The organism is Pseudomonas palleroniana (assembly GCF_022836895.1).
Classification (GTDB): Bacteria; Pseudomonadota; Gammaproteobacteria; order Pseudomonadales; family Pseudomonadaceae; genus Aquipseudomonas; species Aquipseudomonas palleroniana.
Genome location: NZ_CP092411.1, coordinates 1,843,268 through 1,863,423 on the forward strand (window position 1 = coordinate 1,843,268; position 20,156 = coordinate 1,863,423).

Annotated in this window: 20 protein-coding genes and 1 pseudogene; 9 read left to right on the forward strand and 12 right to left on the reverse strand. The window is 60.6% G+C overall.

Translation table 11 applies throughout. The features are described 5' to 3' along the window. The first annotated feature begins 353 nt into the window (after window positions 1–353). A complete protein-coding gene (arcD, locus tag MJP36_RS08350; RefSeq protein ID WP_161549372.1) occupies window positions 354–1,781 on the forward strand; it encodes an arginine-ornithine antiporter in 1,428 nt (475 codons plus the stop codon). Next, a pseudogene (locus MJP36_RS08355) lies at window positions 1,778–2,632 on the forward strand (DNA-3-methyladenine glycosylase family protein); the annotation flags it as partial. The gene arcD and the pseudogene MJP36_RS08355, both read left to right, overlap by 4 nt. Window positions 2,633–2,744: 112 nt before the next feature. Here the strand turns inward: MJP36_RS08355 and MJP36_RS08360 are convergent. The 7 genes from MJP36_RS08360 to MJP36_RS08390 all read right to left on the reverse strand — a co-directional run bounded on the left by MJP36_RS08360 (window position 2,745) and on the right by MJP36_RS08390 (window position 8,256). Next, window positions 2,745–4,094, reverse strand: a complete 1,350-nt coding sequence (locus MJP36_RS08360) for a CoA transferase (protein WP_161549370.1) — start codon at window positions 4,092–4,094, stop codon at window positions 2,745–2,747. Window positions 4,095–4,134: 40 nt separating this feature from the next. Further along, window positions 4,135–5,478: a sensor histidine kinase gene (locus MJP36_RS08365; RefSeq protein ID WP_244385174.1), complete on the reverse strand. Its 1,344-nt coding sequence runs from the start codon at window positions 5,476–5,478 to the stop codon at window positions 4,135–4,137. Window positions 5,479–5,544: 66 nt separating this feature from the next. After that, on the reverse strand, window positions 5,545–6,009 hold the full coding sequence (locus MJP36_RS08370) for an LTXXQ domain protein (protein ID WP_090368908.1): 465 nt from the start codon (window positions 6,007–6,009) through the stop codon (window positions 5,545–5,547). Window positions 6,010–6,159: 150 nt separating this feature from the next. Beyond that, the gene (locus MJP36_RS08375) at window positions 6,160–6,837 is read right to left on the reverse strand and encodes a response regulator transcription factor (protein WP_090368910.1); all 678 of its coding nucleotides are present in this window, start codon (window positions 6,835–6,837) and stop codon (window positions 6,160–6,162) included. 7 nt (window positions 6,838–6,844) lie between these two features. Next, on the reverse strand, window positions 6,845–7,252 hold the full coding sequence (locus MJP36_RS08380; protein ID WP_060754158.1) for an SH3 domain-containing protein: 408 nt from the start codon (window positions 7,250–7,252) through the stop codon (window positions 6,845–6,847). A gap of 106 nt (window positions 7,253–7,358) precedes the next feature. Then, window positions 7,359–7,658: a YciI family protein gene (locus tag MJP36_RS08385; RefSeq protein WP_060754157.1), complete on the reverse strand. Its 300-nt coding sequence runs from the start codon at window positions 7,656–7,658 to the stop codon at window positions 7,359–7,361. Window position 7,659: 1 nt separating this feature from the next. Beyond that, on the reverse strand, window positions 7,660–8,256 hold the full coding sequence (locus tag MJP36_RS08390) for a septation protein A (RefSeq protein WP_060754156.1): 597 nt from the start codon (window positions 8,254–8,256) through the stop codon (window positions 7,660–7,662). Window positions 8,257–8,343: 87 nt separating this feature from the next. Between MJP36_RS08390 and MJP36_RS08395 the strand changes: the two genes are divergently transcribed. The 5 genes from MJP36_RS08395 to rluB all read left to right on the forward strand — a co-directional run bounded on the left by MJP36_RS08395 (window position 8,344) and on the right by rluB (window position 13,096). Next, window positions 8,344–9,207, forward strand: a complete 864-nt coding sequence (locus MJP36_RS08395; protein ID WP_060754155.1) for a PHP domain-containing protein — start codon at window positions 8,344–8,346, stop codon at window positions 9,205–9,207. 13 nt (window positions 9,208–9,220) lie between these two features. Beyond that, window positions 9,221–9,850, forward strand: coding sequence for an L-threonylcarbamoyladenylate synthase (locus tag MJP36_RS08400; protein WP_060754154.1), 630 nt, complete (start codon window positions 9,221–9,223; stop codon window positions 9,848–9,850). A 120-nt stretch (window positions 9,851–9,970) separates the two neighbouring features. Beyond that, a complete protein-coding gene (locus MJP36_RS08405; RefSeq protein ID WP_174554055.1) occupies window positions 9,971–10,669 on the forward strand; it encodes a segregation and condensation protein A in 699 nt (232 codons plus the stop codon). Between the two features lie 12 nt (window positions 10,670–10,681). Next, window positions 10,682–11,608, forward strand: coding sequence for an SMC-Scp complex subunit ScpB (gene scpB, locus MJP36_RS08410; RefSeq protein WP_244385175.1), 927 nt, complete (start codon window positions 10,682–10,684; stop codon window positions 11,606–11,608). Between the two features lie 276 nt (window positions 11,609–11,884). Beyond that, window positions 11,885–13,096 (forward strand): 23S rRNA pseudouridine(2605) synthase RluB, encoded by a 1,212-nt coding sequence (gene rluB, locus MJP36_RS08415; RefSeq protein WP_060754151.1) that lies wholly within the window; start codon window positions 11,885–11,887, stop codon window positions 13,094–13,096. 565 nt (window positions 13,097–13,661) lie between these two features. On the opposite strand, the gene MJP36_RS08420 is transcribed toward rluB, so the two are convergent. Together MJP36_RS08420 and MJP36_RS08425 are read right to left on the reverse strand one after the other, a co-directional pair. Beyond that, entirely contained in the window at window positions 13,662–14,621 is a 960-nt protein-coding gene (locus MJP36_RS08420) for a CgnE/CgnB domain-containing protein (RefSeq protein WP_060754150.1), read from the reverse strand. Window positions 14,622–14,695: 74 nt separating this feature from the next. Next, entirely contained in the window at window positions 14,696–14,833 is a 138-nt protein-coding gene (locus MJP36_RS08425) for a hypothetical protein (protein WP_003175756.1), read from the reverse strand. A 647-nt stretch (window positions 14,834–15,480) separates the two neighbouring features. Here MJP36_RS08425 and MJP36_RS08430 point away from each other — a divergent pair. After that, the gene (locus MJP36_RS08430) at window positions 15,481–16,908 is read left to right on the forward strand and encodes an amino acid permease (protein ID WP_060754149.1); all 1,428 of its coding nucleotides are present in this window, start codon (window positions 15,481–15,483) and stop codon (window positions 16,906–16,908) included. 80 nt (window positions 16,909–16,988) lie between these two features. Here MJP36_RS08430 and MJP36_RS08435 read toward each other — a convergent pair whose 3' ends face one another. Continuing rightward, complete coding sequence (locus tag MJP36_RS08435; RefSeq protein WP_104994671.1) at window positions 16,989–17,474, reverse strand: YybH family protein; 486 nt, start codon at window positions 17,472–17,474, stop codon at window positions 16,989–16,991. 17 nt (window positions 17,475–17,491) lie between these two features. Then, a complete protein-coding gene (locus MJP36_RS08440; RefSeq protein ID WP_244385176.1) occupies window positions 17,492–18,478 on the reverse strand; it encodes a zinc-binding dehydrogenase in 987 nt (328 codons plus the stop codon). Window positions 18,479–18,615: 137 nt separating this feature from the next. On the opposite strand from MJP36_RS08440, the gene MJP36_RS08445 reads away from it, so the two are divergent. Next, the gene (locus tag MJP36_RS08445; RefSeq protein WP_244385177.1) at window positions 18,616–19,503 is read left to right on the forward strand and encodes a LysR family transcriptional regulator; all 888 of its coding nucleotides are present in this window, start codon (window positions 18,616–18,618) and stop codon (window positions 19,501–19,503) included. A gap of 76 nt (window positions 19,504–19,579) precedes the next feature. On the opposite strand, the gene MJP36_RS08450 is transcribed toward MJP36_RS08445, so the two are convergent. Next, window positions 19,580–20,110 carry a GNAT family N-acetyltransferase gene (locus MJP36_RS08450; protein ID WP_161549365.1) on the reverse strand — a complete coding sequence of 177 codons (531 nt, stop codon included), beginning with the start codon at window positions 20,108–20,110 and terminating at the stop codon, window positions 19,580–19,582. Window positions 20,111–20,156 lie beyond the last annotated feature (46 nt).

The window sequence follows — 20,156 nt, forward strand, 5'->3', positions numbered from 1 at the left end:
TTGGCACATTCCATTGTGAATTAATGACTTAGGATGGCGATTCGCGGGCGATGAAAATCCTCGGAGAAACGCTTTCTAGAGCGCTCTCTTCTTTGTGGTTAATCAGTGGGCAGCGGTATGGATGTTTTAAACTAGTCTGTATTCTCGATTGTGCAAACTTTTGACAGAAAGATGGCGATAGGCCATAGATTGCAGTATTTAAATTCTAAATAAACCCGAATCGGATTAGTTGAAATGCCGCTACGTTATGAGTAAGTAAGTTTTATCGCGGTTTCTAATAAACGTTGCGCTCGCCGAGTCAATGAGCGAAGTGCACAGTTTTCAGCTCAAGTTGTTGTTCATCAGGAGTGTTCATGTCCCAATCGCCGCAGAAACTGCGACTCAGTGCCCTGATTGCCTTGGTGGTGGGATCGATGATTGGCGGCGGGATCTTTTCTCTGCCGCAAAACATGGCTGCCCGCGCCGAGGTGGGTGCCGTATTGATTGGTTGGGCCATCACCGCCGTCGGCATGCTGACCCTCGCGTTCGTGTTCCAGACCCTGGCCAATCGCAAGCCCGAGCTGGATTCCGGAGTGTATGCCTATGCCAAGGCCGGGTTTGGCGACTACATGGGTTTCTCATCGGCGTGGGGCTATTGGATCAGTGCCTGGATGGGCAACGTCGGCTACTTCGTCTTGCTGTTCAGCACCCTCGGCTACTTTTTTCCGGTGTTCGGCCAGGGGAATACGCCGGTCGCCATCGGCTGTGCGTCGCTGTTGCTGTGGGCGGTGCATTTTCTGGTACTGCGCGGGATCAAGGAGGCGGCGTTCATCAACCAGATCACTACCGTGGCGAAGATCGTGCCGCTGCTGATGTTTATCGTGATCGCCGCCGTGGCGTTCAAGGCGGATATCTTCACCCGGGATATCTGGGGCCTGGGCAACCCGAAGATCGGCAGCGTGGTCGACCAGGTGCGCCACATGATGCTGGTCACCGTGTTTGTGTTCATCGGCATCGAAGGGGCCAGCGTGTATTCGGCGCGGGCCGAGAAACGCGTGGATGTGGGGCGCGCCACGGTGACCGGCTTTCTTGGCGTGCTGGCGCTGCTGGTGCTGGTGAATGTGTTGTCCCTGGGCATCATGAGCCGGCCGGAGTTGGCGCAATTGCAAAACCCGTCCCTGGCCGGCGTGCTGGAACATATCGTTGGCCCGTGGGGCGCGATGCTGATCAGCCTCGGCCTGGCGGTGTCATTGCTGGGGGCCTTGCTCTCGTGGGCGTTGCTCTGCGCCGAGATCCTCTACTCCACGGCGCAGGACAAGACCATGCCGGCCTTCCTGAAAAAGGAAAACGCCAACCAGGTGCCGGTCAACGCCTTGTGGCTGACCAACGTGATGATCCAGGCTTTTCTGGTGGTGACGCTGTTTTCCCAAAGCACCTACACCACCCTGATTTACCTCGCGTCTTCGATGATTCTGGTGCCCTACCTCTGGTCGGCGGCCTATGCCGTGTTGCTGAGTGGGCGCGGCGAAACCTATGAAGGCGCCCAGCGCCGACGCCGGCAGGATTTACTGGTCGGGCTGATCGCCCTCGGTTATGCCCTCTGGCTGCTCTACGCCGCGGGCCTGAAATACCTGTTGTTGTCAGCACTGCTTTACGCACCGGGGGTGATTCTGTTCGCCCAGGCCAAGCGCGAACAGGGCCGCCCCTTGTTCACGCTGATGGAAAAAGGCATTTTCAGCGGCGTGATCGCTGGCGCAGGCCTGGCGGCGTATGGCTTGTACAGCGGGGTGTTGTCGTTGTGAGACTGGTGTATCAGCCGCCATATGATTGGGCTGCGATGGTGGATTTTCTGACGATGCGTGCAATTACCGGCCTGGAAACCCTGGTCGACGGCGTGTATCGGCGCAGCATCAGTGTGAATGGGCAGTTGGGTTGGATCTGTGTGGCGCCGGGTTCGGGCGATTGGTTGGAGGTTGAGGTGGCGTTTCCCGACGCGCAGGCCCTGCCCGAGATCGAGCGACGCTTGAGGGCAATGTTTGATCTGGATGCACAGCCCGAGTTGATCGGCGCGCAATTGGCTGCCGATCCGCTGATGGCCGCATTGGTCGCCGCTCGCCCGGGGCTTCGGGTTCCAGGCACTTGGGATGGGCTGGAGCTGGCGATTCGCGCGGTGCTGGGGCAGCAGATCACAGTGGTTGCGGCTATCCGCCTGGCAGGCAAGTTGGTGGCGCACTATGGGCGGCCGCTGCAAACACCGCACCCGGGCATCACCCATGCGTTCCCCACGGCCCAGGTCCTCGCCGCAGCGGACCTGGCGAGCCTGGGCATGCCCAAGGCGCGGGGACGGACCTTGTCGGGAGTGGCCCAGGCGTGGCTGGATGATCCGCAAGTATTCGAGCCCAAGGCCACTCTCAAGGAGGGCGTGGCGCGGCTGGTGGCTTTGCCGGGCATCGGCGACTGGACCGCGCAGTACATCGCCATGCGTCAGATGCGCGAGCCGGATGCGTTTGCCTCCGGCGATATCGGCTTGATCAATGCGTTGGCAGCGTTAGAGGGCGGGCCGGTTTCGGCGCGACAATTGCTGGCCCGCGCCGAGGCATGGCGGCCTTTGAGGGCCTATGCGGCGCAGCATTTGTGGACGTCGCTGAGCCGGGGGGGATTGAGTGTGGCAGTACTGGCCTCATCGGGAGCAAGCCCCCTCCCACACTTGATTTGCAATGCAGTCGAGTGTGGGAGGGGGCTTGCTCCCGATAGCAGTCTTAAGGTCACCACTGCGGTCGATGCGAACCCAGTTCCCCAGCCGGCAACTCCCACTGCAATGGCGTCCCGCTGATGCTCAACGGCGCCAGCAACCGATGCGCCGGGCCCCAGGCCGTCGGCTCCACCACCAAGCCTTGATCATCCGGCCCTTCAGCGCGTAGCGCCGGTTGCGCGGGCACTTGCCCGGCGTCCACCAGCAACTTCGCCGTGCGGGCCAATGACAACCGCGCCGAACTGCCACGCCCGGTTTTCAAGCGCTCACTCAAGGCTTGAATCGCACCGGCCGCCAGCAGATACCCGGTAGCGTGATCCAGCGCCTGTACCGGTAGCGGCACCGGTCTGTCCGCCTGTTGCCAGGCCAGGCCGGCTTCGGCAATCCCGCTGCTCATCTGCACCAGGCTGTCGAAACCCCGCCGATTGCGCCACGGCCCGCTCCAGCCGTAAGCGTTGAGACTCACGTCGATCAGGCCGGGGGCGAGTCGTTGCCGTTCCTCGGCGTTGTAGCCCAGGTGCTCCAGGGCGTCGGCGCGATAGCCGTGGAACAGGATGTCCGCATCTTTGAGCAGCGTCTCGAAGATCTGCCGGCCTTCGGCGCTTTTCAGGTCCAGACGGGCGCAGCGTTTGCCCAGGGTCATCTCCGGCACCACGCCCGGTTCGTTCCAGCTGGGTGAATCGATACGCAGCACATCGGCGCCGAGGCCAGCCAGGAAGCGGCTGGCCACGGGGCCGGCCAAAACCCGGGTGAGGTCAAGCACCTTGATCCCCGCCAGTGGGCGCGCGACGGAGCCGAGCCAGGGTTGTTCAGTCACCGTGTCGAAGGTACGTCGCTGTACCAACGCCTCGGCATTCACCGCCAACCCTTGGGGGTGGGTTTGCCAGGCCTGCCAGCTACGCATCTGCGCGGCGCAACCGCCCGCATCGACGATCGCCTGCTCCAGGTCTGCAGCGTTCCAGGTTGCCACTTTGCCGGCCATGTCGGTTCGGTCGGTGACTTTGCCCAGTATGCTTTCGGCGGCCGCGCGGTGATGGGGTGCGTTGGTGTGTAAACGAATCCAGCCATCGGCACTGGCATAGTCACCGGCTACCGGGTCCCACAGCGGCGGTACCTGCCAGCCAACCGGGCGAATCGACGACGAGAACCAGAAGGACGCCAGGCGCTGGTCCACCGTGACCGCAGGCAAGCGCCCGGTCTGTTGCTGGACCAGTTGCGCGACGGCCTGGCCGGCGGCGCCGATGCTGGCAACGGCCAGTTCGGTGACGGCGAAGGTCGAGGGCAGGGCACCGGCCGAGGTTCTGGCCAGTGGGGTCGGCGGTAAATCGAGTGCGGCTTGGATGGGTGTCAGCAAGTCAATCATCAAAGGCCCTCCGTAAGAGAAGGGCCACTATAGAAGATCATCACACCGGCGTGACAACCCCAGGTTGCAACGGCAGGTCGATACTGGCGATAAAACCGCCGTCGGGATGGTTGCTCAGGAGCAGGCTGCCGCCATGGCGTTCGGCGGCGCGGCGCGCAATGGCCAGGCCAAGACCGTGGCCCTGGGCGGTCTGCCCGGGGGCGCGGTAAAACGGTTCGCCCAGCTGGCTCAGGTGCTCGGCTTCGACGCCGGGGCCATGGTCACGCACGCTGATCAGAATGCGCTCACCCTGGCGTTGGGCTTGCAACTCGATAGGCTGCCCCGGTGGGTTGAAGCGTTGGGCATTGCGCAACAGGTTATCCACCGCCCGTTCGATCATGGTCGGCCAGCCTTTGAGGTGCAGGTCGGCGTCGGCGTTCAGCGCGACTACCTGCTCCGGTGCACCGAGCTGGGCGTCCTTTTGCAGGGTTTTGAGCAGCGGGACCAGGTCCATTTCTTCGGCACTGGCGTTGTCGGCATCGACGCGGGCAAGCACCAGGATTTCGCTGATCAGCGCTTCCAGGCGGTCGCATTCGCGGGTCAGGCGCGGCCACAGGCGCTCGCGCTCTTCGGGGCTGGCGCGTTCGGCCAGGGCCAGGGCGATGCGCAGGCGGGCCAACGGTGAACGCAGTTCGTGGGACACATCGCGCAGCAACTGGCGTTGGCTGCCGATCAGGCTTTGCAGGCGTGCGCCCATGCGGTTGAAGTCGTTGGCCAGTACGCCGAACTCATCGCGGCGGTTGGCCAGTTTCGCCAGGCTGTTCTGCTGGTAGGTGGTCTGGCCAAGATCGTGCACAGCCCCGCGCAGACGGCTGAGCGGGCGGGTGATGGACAACGTCACCAGCAGGCTGAACAGGGTCAGCACCACCAGGGCAATCGCCAAGGCGCTCAGCGGCCACATCAGGCTGCCCCGATGCCAGGCGTCCAGTTCCGGGTGGGGGATGCGGTAGATCAGCAGGTAAGTGTCACCGGTTTTTTCGCTGGTGTACTCGGCGGTCAGGCGCCGCCACGGCAGGTGGCCGTCCTTGCTGTCGTTCTGTCTGGCTTCGAAAGCGGCGGCGCGGCGCGGGAAGGTGCCGCGCACCACCGGATCGCCGCTTTCGTTCAGCACTTGCACATCGATGTGGTACTGGCGTTTGCGCTGCTGCAGCAAGTCCTGCGCGGCGTCTTCGCCCTGGGCCTCATAGAGCTGGGTCCATTCCTGCGCCAGATTGTTGAGGCCGGGGTGGCGGCTGAGAATCCAGGCATCTTGATTAAGCATGTGCCCAAGCAGGATCGATAACCCGGCAACCAAGGCGATGGCCAGCCAGAAACTTGCCAGGATCCGCCAGAACAATGAGCGCACAGGAAACCCTCAAACAGGAAAAGCCCAGCGGGTGCGCCGCTGGGCTGGGGAAGTAAAGCTAGAGCATTATTGCGCTTTTTGCGGCTGTTGGGCTTTCCAGGCTTGGAATTCCTTCCATTCGGCACGGCGCTCGGCTTGTTTCTTGACGATCTCGTCGAATTTCTTCTGCTGATCGGGTTTCAGCACGGCGCGGATGTCGGCCTGGGTTTTCAGCTTGCCCGCCTCGATTTCATCCTGCATGGCTTTCTGGTCGGCGGCCGGGAGTTTGTCCAGGTACTTTTTGACCAGGTCTTTGCGAGCGTGCCATTGCTCACCCATCAACTTACCGATTTGCTGGCGTTGTTCCTTGCTCAGGTCCAGCTCGCGGAATGGGCCGCCTCTGCCGCGTGGACCGTGTTCACCGCCGTGGCCCGGGCCACCCATCATGTGACCTTCAGGGCCGCCCATCGGGCCTGGGCCTTCCGGCATGGCGGCCATGGCAACGGTCGGCAGGGCAGCGGCGAACATCAGAGCGATAAGGGTCTTGCGCATGGTGATTCTCCTGTCTCTATTCCGGTGAGTCCGGATGTGGGTAGATTAAGGAGATCAAGGTCAGCGGCGGTCAGCTGAGGGTAAAGCTTGGGTAAAGAGGTTTCGAAGCTGGCTTTACACAGGCCGTTCCCGCACGGGAACGATCTGTAGTCAGAGGCTGTAGTAGTAACCGCGGCTACGCAATGCCACGATCCGTGGCCGACCGTCCGGGTGCGGGCCGATCTTCTTGCGCAGGTTGCTGACGTGCATGTCCAGGCTGCGGTCGTAGAGCGTCAGCTTGCGCCCCAGTGCGATCTGCGCCAGTTCCTGCTTGTCCAGCGGTTCGCCGGGCTGGCGCAGCAAGGCTTCCAGCAGACGGCTTTCGGAGACGGTGAGAGAGAATTCCTGTTCATCGATGCTGACCACGCCGCGCACCGGGCTGAAGCACAGGTCACCCAGTTCCATCTGCGTGGATACGGCCGCAGGGTGGCTGCGGCGCAGCACGGCGCGCAGGCGGGCGGTGAGTTCCCGAGGGTCGCAGGGTTTGGCCAGGTAATCGTCGGCGCCCAGTTCCAGGCCGAGGATACGGTCCAGCGGTTCGCCACGGGCCGAAAGCATCAGTACCGGTAGCTCTGGATGGTCGGTGCGCAATTGCTTGAGCAATTCCAGGCCGCTGCCGTCGGGCAGCATCACGTCAAGCACCACCGCCGCCGGGGCGGCGTCGGCCAAGGCTTTGCGGGCGCTCAAGCCATCGTGGCAGGCGCGTACGTGAAAGCCTTCCTGGCTCAGCCAACTGCTCAGCAGCTCACAGAGCTCCTGGTCATCATCTATCAGTAACAGCTCGCTCATGACTTACTCAATTTAGCCATTGTCGACGGCGACGGTGCCCACCGCTGGCGAAGATCCCGCACAGCAAGGCGATCAGCGCGACGGCCGCACCCGTGACGAACCACTGTTGTTGTTCGGTCAGCCAGCGCGTCAAGGCGCCACCCTGTGTTTCTTTGAGTTGCTGGGCCAGGCGTTGGTTCTCCTGGCGCAAGCGATTCAGTTGGGCGCTTTCGCGTGCGGCATCCGCGCTTTGCAGTTGTTTGCTCAGTTCTTCCCGTTGTCGTTCGCTTTCTTGCAAACGTTGCTGCAACTCGGTGATCTGGCTGCCGGCACTCAAGGACAGGGGCGTGGAACTGCCGGTGCTCGAGGTTTCTTCAGCGTGGGCCGTAGCCCCGATCGTTAACACTGCCAACAGACACAACTGACGTAAGCGCATCGGAACTCCTGATTCCACACGAATATTCAGAACGTTGTCGGCAGGTTACCGGGAATAATGAGCCATTAGGAGTACGCCGAACCGATTAGGTTCGACGCTCCTTGCATTACGGCAGGACTTGCTTGAACGGCTTGATCAGCACATCGGCGTAGACGCCGGCCGCGACATACGGATCGGCCTTCGCCCACGCCTGGGCATCGGCCAGGGACGCAAACTCGGCGACGATCAGGCTGCCAATGAAGCCGGCCGCGCCCGGGTCGTTGCTGTCGACCGCAGGGTGCGGGCCTGCCAGCACCAGGCGGCCTTCGGCTTGCAGCACATGCAGGCGCTCCACGTGGGCTGGGCGCACACTCAGGCGTTTTTCCAGGGAGTTGGCGACGTCGGTGGCAATGATTGCGTAGAGCATGTCAGTCCTCGGTTTTCGGCGTGGTAGGGTCGGTGTCATGCAGGTGACGGGACAGGTAGATACCCTGGCCGACCAGGAACAGCACGGTCATGGCCAGGCTGCCGAACACCTTGAAGTCCACCCAGTAGTCCTGGAAGGTAAAGGCCACGAACAGGTTGGCGGCGCCGCAGAACAGGAAAAACACGATCCAGGCCACGTTCAGGCGTGTCCAGACCGGCTCCGGCAGGGTCAGTGCATGGCCCATGATCCGCTTGATCAACAGGCGGTCGCCGACGAAGTGGCTGCCGATGAACGCCAGGGCGAACAGCCAGTTCACCGCCGGGGCTTTCCACTTGAGGAAGGTTTCGCTGTGGAAGGCCAGGGTCAGGCTGCCGAAGACCAGGCAGGCGACCAGGGTCAGCCATTGGCTTTTTTCCAGTTTGCGCTGGGAGATGAAGATCGCGCCGTAGACCACCACTGAGCTGATGATCAGCACGGCAGTGGCGCTGTAGATGCCTCCGACGGTCAGCTCGTGGCCCGCTAGATCGATGACCCTGGGGTCGAGTTTGTAAACGATGAAAAACAGCAACAGCGGGATGAAGTCGATGAATTGTTTCACAGTAAGAGCCAGAAGCTGGATGTGGCGGCATAATAACAAACATCCTTGGTAGCGAAAGCGCCAGCTGACTTGAGGTTACACAGTCCCGTGAATGTTGATTTGCACTGCCACAGCACAGCCTCCGACGGCGCCCTGGCGCCCGCGGCACTGGTTGCGCGAGCGTTTGAAAAAGGCGTGCGAGTCTTGTCATTGACCGACCATGACACCCTCGAGGGCCTGGATGAAGCCCGCGCAGCCGCCCATGCCCTGGGCATGCAACTGGTCAACGGCGTGGAATTGTCCTGCACTTGGGGCGGCGCCACTATTCATGTGCTGGGCTACGGTTTCGACCAGGCAGCCCCGCCATTGGTGAAAGCCATCGCCCAATTGCACGATGGCCGCTGGCTGCGGTCCGAAGAAATAAGCCGCAAACTCAGCCTCAAAGGCATGCCCAATGCCCTCGACGGTGCCCGCGCCATCCAGCAGGAGCTGGGTGACAGCGGCAACGCGCCGGCCCGGCCGCATTTTGCCGACTGGATGGTGCGTGAAGGGTTTGTCAAAGACCGTGCCGAGGCCTTCCGCAAATGGCTGGGCGCCGGCAAGCTGGGCGATGTGAAGCTGCATTGGCCGACCCTGGAAGACACCGTCGAGACATTGCGCGCCTCCGGTGCCTGGGTCAGCCTGGCGCACCCCTGGCATTACGATTTCACCCGCAGCAAGCGCCGCAAGCTGATTGGCGACTATATTGGAGCGGGTGGCCACGCAATCGAAGTGGTCAATGGGCATCAGCCCGCCGAACAAGTCGGCAGCCTGGCGATCCTTGCCCGCGAATTTGGTCTGCTGGTCAGCGCCGGCAGTGATTTTCATGGCCCAGGCGGCTGGTCTGAGATCGGCGAGTATCGCCAAGTCCCGGAAGACCTGCCGCTCCTGTGGGGGCGATTCAAGCATGACCCCATTACTGCCACCGTCTGAACAGGTAGAACACGTGAGCCAATTCTTCCAGATTCATCCGGAAAACCCGCAAGCGCGCCTGATAAAACAGGCCGTGGAGATCATTCGCGCCGGCGGTGTGGTGATCTACCCCACGGACTCGTCCTACGCCATCGGTTGCCAGATCGGTGACAAAAGTGCGGTCGAGCGGGTCAGACGCCTGCGGGATCTGGACAAGAACCACAACTTTGCACTGATCTGCAGCGACCTGTCCCAACTGGGGCTGTTCGCCAAGGTCGACACCGGCACTTTCCGCCTGCTCAAGGCACACACGCCGGGGCCCTACACCTTTATCCTCAACGCCACCCGCGAAGTGCCGCGCCTGTTGCTGCACCCGAAAAAACGCACCATCGGCCTGCGGGTGCCGGAGCATCCGATTGCCCTGGCGCTGTTGGCTGAGCTGGGCGAGCCATTGATGAGTGTGTCGCTGATCCTGCCGGGTGAAGAAGAGCCCTTGTATGACCCCTACGAGATGCGCCGTTTGCTGGAAAAACATGTCGACCTGATCATCGACGGCGGCTACGGCGGCAACAAGGCCTCCACCGTGATCAACCTGGCCGACGGCGAGCCCGAAGTGGTCCGCGTGGGCTGTGGCGACCCGGCGCCGTTCATGGTCGAGGCCTGAATGTCGGTCGTGGAAACCGTTGACCCCCAGGCGGGCGCCCAGCAGGAACTGCCGTTCGCCATGGTGTATGGCCAGGCGGTCATGGAAATGCCGCTGGACCTGTACATCCCGCCGGACGCCCTGGAAGTCTTTCTTGAAGCCTTCGAAGGCCCGCTCGACTTGCTGCTGTACCTGATCCGCAAGCAGAACATCAACATCCTCGATATTCCGGTGGCGGAAATCACCCGCCAATACATGGGCTATGTCGAGCTGATGCAGTCGGTGCGCCTGGAACTGGCCGCCGAATACCTGGTGATGGCGGCCATGCTCGCCGAGATCAAGTCGCGCATGCTGTTGCCGCGCTCGGAGACGGTGGAGGCCGAAGAGGACGACCCGCGTGCCGAGCTGATCCGCCGTCTGCAAGAGTACGAACGCTTCAAGGCCGCCGCCGAAGGCATTGATGGCTTGAGCCGGGTCGGTCGTGATGTGGTGGTCCCCAAACTGGATGCCCCGCAGGCCCGGGCGCGCAAGCTGTTGCCGGACGTGAGCCTGGAAGAACTGTTGATGTCCATGGCCGAGGTGCTGCGCCGTGGCGACATGTTTGAAAGCCATCAGGTCAGTCGCGAGGCGCTGTCGACGCGCGAACGCATGAGCGATGTGCTTGAACGTCTGAAAGGCGGTGGTTTTGTGCCCTTTGTCGAACTGTTCACCGCTGAAGAAGGGCGCCTGGGAGTCGTGGTGACCTTTATGGCGATCCTCGAACTGGTCAAGGAATCGTTGGTCGAGCTGGTCCAGAATGAGCCTTTTGCGGCTATCCACGTGCGGGCGCGAGCCGAATAAAGAGCTGAATCGATGAATCTGACTGAACCCCGCGAACTGGCGCCGTTGCTGGAAGCTTTTCTCCTGGCCTCGGGCAAGCCGCAATCCCTGGAGCGCCTGTTCGAACTGTTTGAAGAAGCCGAGCGCCCCGAGCCGCCAGTGTTCAAGAAGGCGCTGGAGATTCTGCGCAAGTCCTGCGAGGGCCGTGCCTTTGAGCTGCTGGAAGTGGCTTCGGGTTATCGCCTGCAGATCCGTGAGAAATTTTCCCCATGGGTCGGCCGCTTGTGGGAGGAACGCCCGCAGCGGTATTCGCGGGCCATGCTGGAGACCATGGCACTGATCGCCTATCGCCAGCCGATCACGCGGGGCGAGATCGAGGATGTGCGGGGCGTGGCGGTCAACAGCCATATCGTCAAGACGTTGCTTGAGCGCGAGTGGATTCGCATCGTCGGTTACCGGGACGTACCCGGTAAGCCGGCGATGTTCGCGACCACCAAGATGTTTCTCGACCACTTCAACCTGAAAAATCTCGACGACTTGCCGCCCTTGGCCGAACTGCGCGAGATGGAGGCCGAGCCGGTGCTCGACTTCGACGATGCCCCGGTTCCCCCCGGCCTGCAGGAGTTGGCGGACGCCACGGCCGAGCCGGAAGAGCCGAAGGACGAAACCAGTTTCCATACGTTGTTGCTGGAACTGGACGACATGGAACAGGGCATCAAGACGGACTTCGACGATTTGCTGCGCGAGGATACTGTGCAGGCGCAACCCCAGGAACAGGTTGAGCCAGAGCTAGAACCAGAGCCAGAGTCAGAGGAAGACATCCTCGGCGTTGCCCAGGCCCGGGAAAAGCTCCTGGCCGCCGTCGCTGCCCTCGAACAACCGCCGCTGAGCGACGAAGAGGACGAAGCCCGAGCCCTGGCCGAAGCCATCGAGGCCGAGCGACGCCAGTTCGAAGACTGACTCAAGGACCTTATGTGAGAGGGGGCTTGCTCCCGATAGCGGTGGCTCAGTCAAGGAGATTGAGACTGACACATCGCAATCGGGAGCAAGCCCCCTCCCACAATCCTCACCGGTCGGCGGAAAAGTGAATGACTTGGCGCTAATCGACTACTCTGTGGTGCGCAACACGCGCCATGCGCGTATGATTCGCGACCCTTTGCCGACCTATTCGGCCAAAGCCCCGCTTTCAACACTCTTCAGGCCACGCCTGAATCGACCCACCGGGAGGTGCTTAAGATGAACGACAAAGACCAGAACGACAGCCAGGAAATCGGCCCAGCAGGCGAAAAACTGCAAAAGGTGCTGGCGCGTATCGGCGTGGGCTCGCGCCGCGACGTCGAAGCCTGGATCACCCAGAAGCGCATCAAGGTCAACGGCGTCGAGGCCACTCTCGGCCAGCGCGTCGACCTGCACGATGCAATCACCATTGATGGCAAGGTCATCAAGCGTGAAGAGGCCGCCGAGTCGGTGCGCCGCGTGATCATGTACAACAAGCCCGATGGCGAGATCTGCACCCGTGACGACCCGGAAGGCCGTCCGACCGTGTTCGACAAGATGCCCAAGCCGAAGGAAGGCCGTTGGATCAACATCGGTCGCCTGGACATCAACACCACCGGTTTGCTGATGTTCACCACCGACGGTGAGCTGGCCAACCGCCTGATGCACCCGTCCTACGAGATGGATCGTGAATACGCGGTGCGTGTACGCGGTGAAGTCGATGACGAGATGATCGAACGTCTCAAGGCGGGCGTGGTGCTGGAAGACGGCCCGGCCAAGTTCACCGACATCAAGCAGGCGCCAGGTGGCGAAGGTTTCAACCACTGGTACCACTGCGTGGTGATGGAAGGTCGTAACCGTGAAGTGCGTCGCCTGTGGGAATCCCAGGGCCTGGTGGTCAGTCGCCTGAAGCGCGTGCGTTTCGGCCCGGTGTTCTTGAACTCCGACCTGCCGATGGGGCGCTGGCGCGAAATGAGCCAGTACGAAGTCGACATCCTCAGTGCCGAAGTCGGCCTGACGCCAGTGGCAATGCCACAGATGAACGCCAAGAGCAAAGACAAGCTCGAGCGCATGCAGCGTAAATCGTCGCGCCCTGTGGCCCGTACCGAACGCGTGGCCCGGACCCTGCGCCCGGCACTCAATGCGCCGGCAACCGGTGGTCGTATTTCCCGTGAGCCGCACATCGAAGGCGAGCGTCGCCCAACCGCGCCATCGCGTCAGGAAGGTGAACGTGCACCACGCGCGCCGCGTCCGGCTCCGGCCGGTGGTCGCAGCAACCGTGGTGAAGCGGATCGCCCCGCCGACAGCGCCAACACCAAGCGTCCTTCCAAGCCGGCGGCGAACAAGCGCCCCGGCCCTAAACTGGTTGCCGACGAGCCGTCGGGCAAGCGCCGTGGCGCACCGGCCGGTTCAGGTCAGCGCCCAGGTTTTGGTCGCAAGAAGCCGCAGTAAGGTAAGTGCTGCACAAAAACGCCAACCCTAGGGGTTGGCGTTTTTTTTGCCTTGGAATCAGGTCAAAAAGTGTGGGAGGGGGCTTGCTCCCGATAGCGGTGTACCAGGCACCACCCCCATAAACTGACCCACTGCCATCGGGAGCAAGCCCCCTCCCACAATTGATCTCTGTGGAGGTTGAAGTCAGTGTTCAGAAGGCAAAGGCGCCGTCAACTGCAAGTGATGGCTACCTTTTTGCCTTGGAATCAGGTCAAAAAGTGTGGGAGGGGGGCTTGCTCCCGATAGCGGTGTACCAGGCACCACCCCCATAAACTGACCCACTGCCATCGGGAGCAAGCCCCCTCCCACAGTTGATCTCTGTGGAGGTTGAAGTCAGTGTTCAGAAGGCAAAGGCGCCGTCCAATCCAAGTGATGGCTGTTTTTTGCCTTGGAATCAGGTCAAAAAGTGTGGGAGGGGGCTTGCTCCCGATAGCGGTGTGCCAGCCACACCTCCATAAACTGACCCACTGCCATCGGGAGCAAACCCCCTCCCACAATTGATCTCTGTGGAGGTTGAAGTCGGTGTTCAGAAGGCGAAGGCGCCGTCAAACACCGGCTTGTCATCCAGCGCCAGCACCCCGCTGGCGAAGATCAAATCCAGGTGATGGCTGCCTTTCTGCCCGCCGCCCAAGCCCAGGTGCAAGCCGCAATGGCGCTCTTCGAAGCCGGCGTTGCGCGCATACAAATCCTTGACCCCTTCATTGGTGCCAATTCCCAGCTCCTCCACACGACGGTTGGACGGGTTGGCGTTCAGGTATTTGTTGAAGTCATCCGCCAGCCCGGGCACGTCACTGGCCACGCTGCAAACGGTCGAGTTTTCGATCCATAGCTCCAACGGCGATTGCAGAACGCCATATTTGCGCGCAAAGGGGATGGTGCTGAGGAAGGTGCCGACAAAGCGCACCTGGCCATTGATGGCCTCGCTGTGGGTGGCGATTTCGCCGGGGGCCAGGTCGTGGTTGCCCACGCCGTTGATATTGGTCCACTTCTTGATGCTGCTCAGCGGCGCCTCCAGGCGTGAGCCGTGTTTGTCGGTAAAGCTCAGCACGCGGGCATCGGACATGCGCCGGATCAGCGTGGCGTTGAGGTCGGCGATGCGCTGGGGCTCGACGCTGAAAGTGTCGTAGAAGTAGTCGCCATAATCCTTGAACAACAGGGATTTCTTCCAGTGCTCGGCCATCACGCCTTGCAGGGCGCGGATAAAGTCCGGGCCTTCGGCGCGTGGGTTAGGCAGAGTCGAAGAGTCGTAGAGAAACAGGTAGAGGTCACAGGCCTCGATGGCTTGGGCCAGGGCTTCGCTGGGCGCCAGGTCCAGGCGCTGTACTTGGAAGTTGAAGCGCGCGGCGCTGCCTTGGATGATTGCCTGGGCGATGGCGTCGTAGCGGTCGGTATGGCCGAGCAGCACGGTCGGGCGGTTCAGGCCGTTCAGGGCCGGATGATGAGCGAGGTAGTAGAGAAAGTGTTCGACGGCGCGGGCCTTGTCCATGACGTACGTCCTTTGATGCCTTGGGTAAGGGGGGCAGGTGCCGTGCACAGCACCTGCCGGATGCCTGCCGTTTCTTAGAAAGGCCACATCGCGGTGCCGAACGGCACCACGGCATCGGCTTGCATCATTTCAACGGCGGCCTCATGGGTCGGCGCTTCAAACCAATCGTCGAGTTGCAGTTCGGTTTCCAGGTCGTTTTCCAGTGCTTGCATGGTGTATCTCCTAGAGGACGTTGTTTGAGAACGGGCATGCCAGCGGGCTTCGCTGGGCAAGTTCAAGAACCTAGGCGAGAGCGTTTCAGAATGCAAAAAATTTATTGACACGGTCTCATTTGAATTTTTTGTTCTGTTTTTTCGGCGTTGTTTTTTTTTCTGAAAAAACAGCAAGCTGGCTGAACCGATTGATCAGGTTTTTCCTACCGACAATTTTCCGTTAGATGACAGATTGAGCTGCCTGTAACGCTGGTTTTACGGGTTGTAACGACATATTTACAGGTTATGCCGGGTATTGGGGGGCATGGGCTGGCCGTAAGGAATCTCTGACAGATTGTCGCGGTCGCTTGCAGAGGTCGGCCTCAAGCTGTCGAGCGGTGTACAATGCGCCGCGTTTTACTGTGACTCCCTTGCGTACCCACGCCAAAGGCCAAGACCTCAGGGTTATCACCCCTGATCACTCCGCCCGGCCACGAGCCGGTCGGGTTCGATTTCGTCACAGATAAAAACAAACAGGTGACGCATGACCGTTAGAAAGACGCTGTACTCCTGGTGCCTACGCTGGGGTTTGAGCGGCGCTGCTTGAGTCGAGATTCAAGACAGCAACGTGCATTCAACATCATCAAACCTTGCGTGAGACCCTTTTCATGAGTGGACCCCATTCCTCTTCAGGCGAGCTGAAACGCGGCCTGAAAAATCGGCATATCCAGTTGATCGCCCTCGGGGGCGCCATCGGCACCGGCCTGTTCCTGGGCTCGGCCGGGGTGCTCAAGTCCGCCGGCCCGTCGATGATCCTGGGTTATGCCATCTGTGGCTTCATCGCCTTCATGATCATGCGCCAGCTCGGCGAAATGATCGTCGAAGAGCCGGTTGCCGGCTCCTTCAGCCACTTTGCCCACAAGTACTGGGGCGGTTTCGCCGGCTTCCTGTCGGGCTGGAACTGCTGGATTCTGTACATTCTGGTGGGCATGTCGGAGCTGACCGCTGTCGGCAAATATGTGCACTACTGGTGGCCGGAGATCCCGACCTGGGTCTCGGCGGCGGTGTTTTTCGTGCTGATCAACCTGATCAACCTGGCGAACGTCAAAGTCTTTGGTGAAGCGGAGTTCTGGTTCGCCATCATCAAGGTCGTGGCCATTGTCGGCATGATCGCCCTGGGCAGCTACCTACTGGTCAGCGGCAACGGCGGCCCGCAAGCCTCGGTCAGCAACCTGTGGGATCACGGTGGCTTTTTCCCCAGCGGCGTGAGCGGCCTGGTGATGGCCATGGCGATCATCATGTTCTCGTTCGGCGGCCTGGAAATGCTCGGCTTTACCGCCGCCGAAGCCGACAAACCACGCACGGTGATCCCCAAGGCGATCAACCAGGTGATCTATCGCATCCTGATTTTCTACATCGGTGCCTTGGTGGTGCTGTTGTCGCTGACGCCCTGGGACAGCCTGCTGGCGACCCTCAATGCCTCCGGTGATGCCTACAGCGGCAGCCCATTCGTGCAAGTGTTCTCGATGCTGGGCAGCAATACCGCCGCGCACATCCTCAACTTCGTGGTGTTGACCGCGGCGCTGTCGGTGTACAACAGCGGCACCTACTGCAACAGCCGCATGCTGCTGGGCATGGCCGAGCAGGGCGATGCGCCACGGGCTTTGGCGAAGATCGACAAGCGCGGCGTGCCGGTGCGTTCGATCCTCGCTTCAGCGGCGATCACCCTGGTGGCGGTACTGATGAACTACCTGATCCCGCAACATGCGCTGGAACTGCTGATGTCTCTGGTGGTGGCCACCTTGGTGATCAACTGGGCGATGATCAGTTACTCCCACTTCAAGTTCCGCCAACACATGAACCGCACCGGCCAGGTGCCATTGTTCAAGGCGCTGTGGTACCCGTACGGCAACTACCTCTGCCTGGCGTTCGTGGCGTTTATCCTGGTGATCATGTTGATGACTCCCGGCATCCAGGTGTCGGTGTATGCGATCCCGGTATGGGTGGCGTTCATGGCGGCGTGCTACGCCATCAAGCACAAACGCAGTGCGCAGCAGGCGCTGGACGCGACAGTATCGGTGTCCGTGGCGAAGTAAGCGCAAGGTGTGATCAAGCAAACCCGGCCATGTGCCGGGTTTGTTGTTTAAGGGCTTGAGCGAGGATGCGCTCGTGTACCTCACGGCAATTTGGGCGGCTGGGTGGTCGTGAAGATGTAGCGCGCAAAGCGCCATTGACCACCGGTTTCTCGATGTAGCAGGAAGATTTCCTGGTTGCCTTCGGCACTGCTTTGCTGGTCGCTGGACAGCCGCTTGACCGTACCGTTAGAGCGCGTACGCGCAAACGCCCAATCACGTGACAGCGGTCGGATTTCATCGATGGTAAAGCGTATGTCGAGCTTGATTGTGTTGAAGACCTGACGATACGCCGCGCGCACTGCGTCACGGCCTACTGCCGGCAGGCTGTACTGCGGCATGAACACGGCATCGTCTGTATACAAGGTCATGACTCGGTCGATATCAGAGGAGTTCAATGCGGCTTCATAGCGGTTGAGTTGCTGGGTTATGGCAGTTTTCACCGCATCCTCGGGGGCGGATTGGGCGGCCTGGGCGGTTATGGGTAGTAAAAAAGCGCTGAGAACCAGTGCAATCAATGTGGTACGCATGGCAGTACTCCAGAATGTCAGAGCAAGACGACAAGCTTGCCGAGTGCACGATCACTTTCCATCAAGCGGTGCGCGTGGCGGACCTCGTCGAAGGCGAAGGTTCGGGTATGGATGGAAGGCATTCGCTTGGCAGCAATTTCCTTTGCGAGCCACGGCAACGGCGTAGCCAACAATGGCAGGGCGGGAGTCCCCAGCAAGGCGCTCGGGAAGAAATTCAGTCGCACCCCGGCAGGGAGGTCTTGCATCAGATGGAAATTCTCCATGATCGGCGGGCCGCCGAGCAGGCCGATGACACTCACTGCACCAAACGGTCGCAGTGTCTTGATCGTGTCGCGCAGTGTTGTGGCGCCGACAACTTCGAGCGCGGCATCCACCCCTAGAGGAGCGATTTCGCGAATTCGCTGGGCGATGTCACCGTTGTCGATGACCACCTCATCAGTTCCCATATCATAAAGACGTTGGATGTTCGTCGCGGTACGTGTAGTCGCAATCACGGTTAACCCACGGGACTTGGCATAGGTGATGGCAGCCAGGCCAACCGATGAAGTGCCGCCCCGTACCAGCAAAGTCTGGCCTTTTTGAATGGCTAAACTCTTGTCAAGCGCCCCCCAGACCGTCAGATACGCTTGCGGCAGCGTGGCGAGCTCTTCCCACGAGAGCGAGGTGTCATCCAGTGAGATCACGTTGCTACGCAGCACCGTCACCTGCTCGGCATAGCTGCCATTGCGGCTGAACTGCATGCCGCCCATGGCCGTGGCTACGCGCTGGCCAGTACGCAAGATACCGGCGGGGTCATGGATAACTTCGCCCACAGCTTCGATACCGGGTACGCGAGGTGCATTGATTTCGCCCATTTTTCCAGCGCGCAGATACGTTTCTGCGCGGTTGAGTCCAAATGCACGGACACGGATTTGTACTTCGTCCGAGGTTGGCTCGGGTGATGGGATATCTCGCAGTTGGAGGACTTGCGGGCCGCCCGGTTGTTCAATCACATAAGCTTTCATGGTCGTTTCCTCAGGTACCTGGCTGGTTGATTGAAACGTTGCTTTACAAGCCAGTGAGTGCACTATCCACTACTCGAATGTGGAAGATAATCCTCGGAATGGATAGGCTTGCTTTCAAAAATGAGAGGAGCAATGTCATGGACTTAAACGCCGTCCGGATGTTTGTCAGCGTGGCCCAGACCGGTAGCCTTTCGGCCGCAGCCGAGCGTCTGGACATTCCGCTACCGACCTTGAGCCGACGCATTCGCGAGCTTGAGCAGCAGTTGAAGGTGCAATTGCTCGAACGTTCTGTACGTGGCACCAAACTTACGGACTCGGGGACGCGCTTGTACGAACACGCCAGTCGTGGCATTGAGGCGTTGATTGAAAGCGAACAGGCCGTGATCAGTGATCAGGCACAATTGAAGGGGCGCTTGCGGCTGTCTCTGCCGCCGTCGTTTGAGCCGTGGTGGGACGTACTGTCGGCTTTCCAGGATCGCTATCCGCAGATCCAGGTCAGCGTCTATACCACTGAGCGTCGCATCGATCTGATCGAGGATGGTGTCGATGTGGCGCTGCGCGTAGGCATGATTGCGCACGAGACCATGGTCGCTCGCCGCATGCTGACCTATCGTCACATTCTCGTCGCCAGCCCGACATTGATTGAGCGGCTGGGTGCGCCCAGTGGTGTCGAAGCGTTACATGGTTATCCATGTGCGGTCTGGACCCAGGGTGCCCATGCGACATGGCAGTTGGGCACCGTGGTATTCAAACCTGAAGCGATTCTGTCCACCAACGACTATGCGCACCTGCGCAGGCGGGCGTTGGTCGGTGATGTGGTAACGGAGCTTCCGCCATTTCTGGCGGCGAGCGCCATTCGAGAAGGGACGTTACTTGCGCTACTTCCCGAGCATCCGCTACCCGAGCAGCACATCAACTTGCTCTACCCGTCGCATCGGCACCCGTCTGCCATTGTGCGGGCGTACCTGGATTTTGCGCAGGGGTACTTGGGGTATCTCGCCCAGGTATCGTCTACCTCCGACTAAGGGCGACTCCTGGCCGGTTTCTGCCGGTTATCGGTGTTATTTTTCGCGCAATTCCAAAGGCAGTGCCGCCAAGGTGCTAGCCCGTGGGACTTGTCAGGCGACGGCCCATGACAACCATGCCGATTTCAGCCAGATCGGTTTTGAAAGGGATTTCACCGATTTCCTGGAAACCGGAACCTTCATAGAAGCGGCGCGCATTCGAGTTGGTCTTGAGTACGTCGAGCCAGAGCAAACGTGCGCCGCGTTCTATCGCTCGGTTGCAAATGAAGCTCAGCAGCTGTTTCCCATACCCTCGTCCTGCTTCGGATTGGAGGAAGTAGATTTTTTGCAGTTCTGCGCCCACCTCGCCAGTCAACGGCGCAGGTGTTGACCAGTTGACTTTGGAAAAGCCTACGACCTTACCGCTGTCGTCTGAGGCAATAAGCCACAAATGACTCGCGCCGGATTCGAGTGATTGGCCGAGTGCGCTCGGTGAGAAGTCTTGATTGAGAAAGTCCTGCATGCCGGCAGGCGACCAGATGCTTGAAAAATGCTCTCGGTAGGTCGCACAGCCGACTTCCCGTAGCGCGTCGAGGTCGGCTTTAGTTGCTTCACGAATGTTGATCATACGTCTCCCTGATTGATTCGCACGGAGCGTCACATTGATGCTCCTT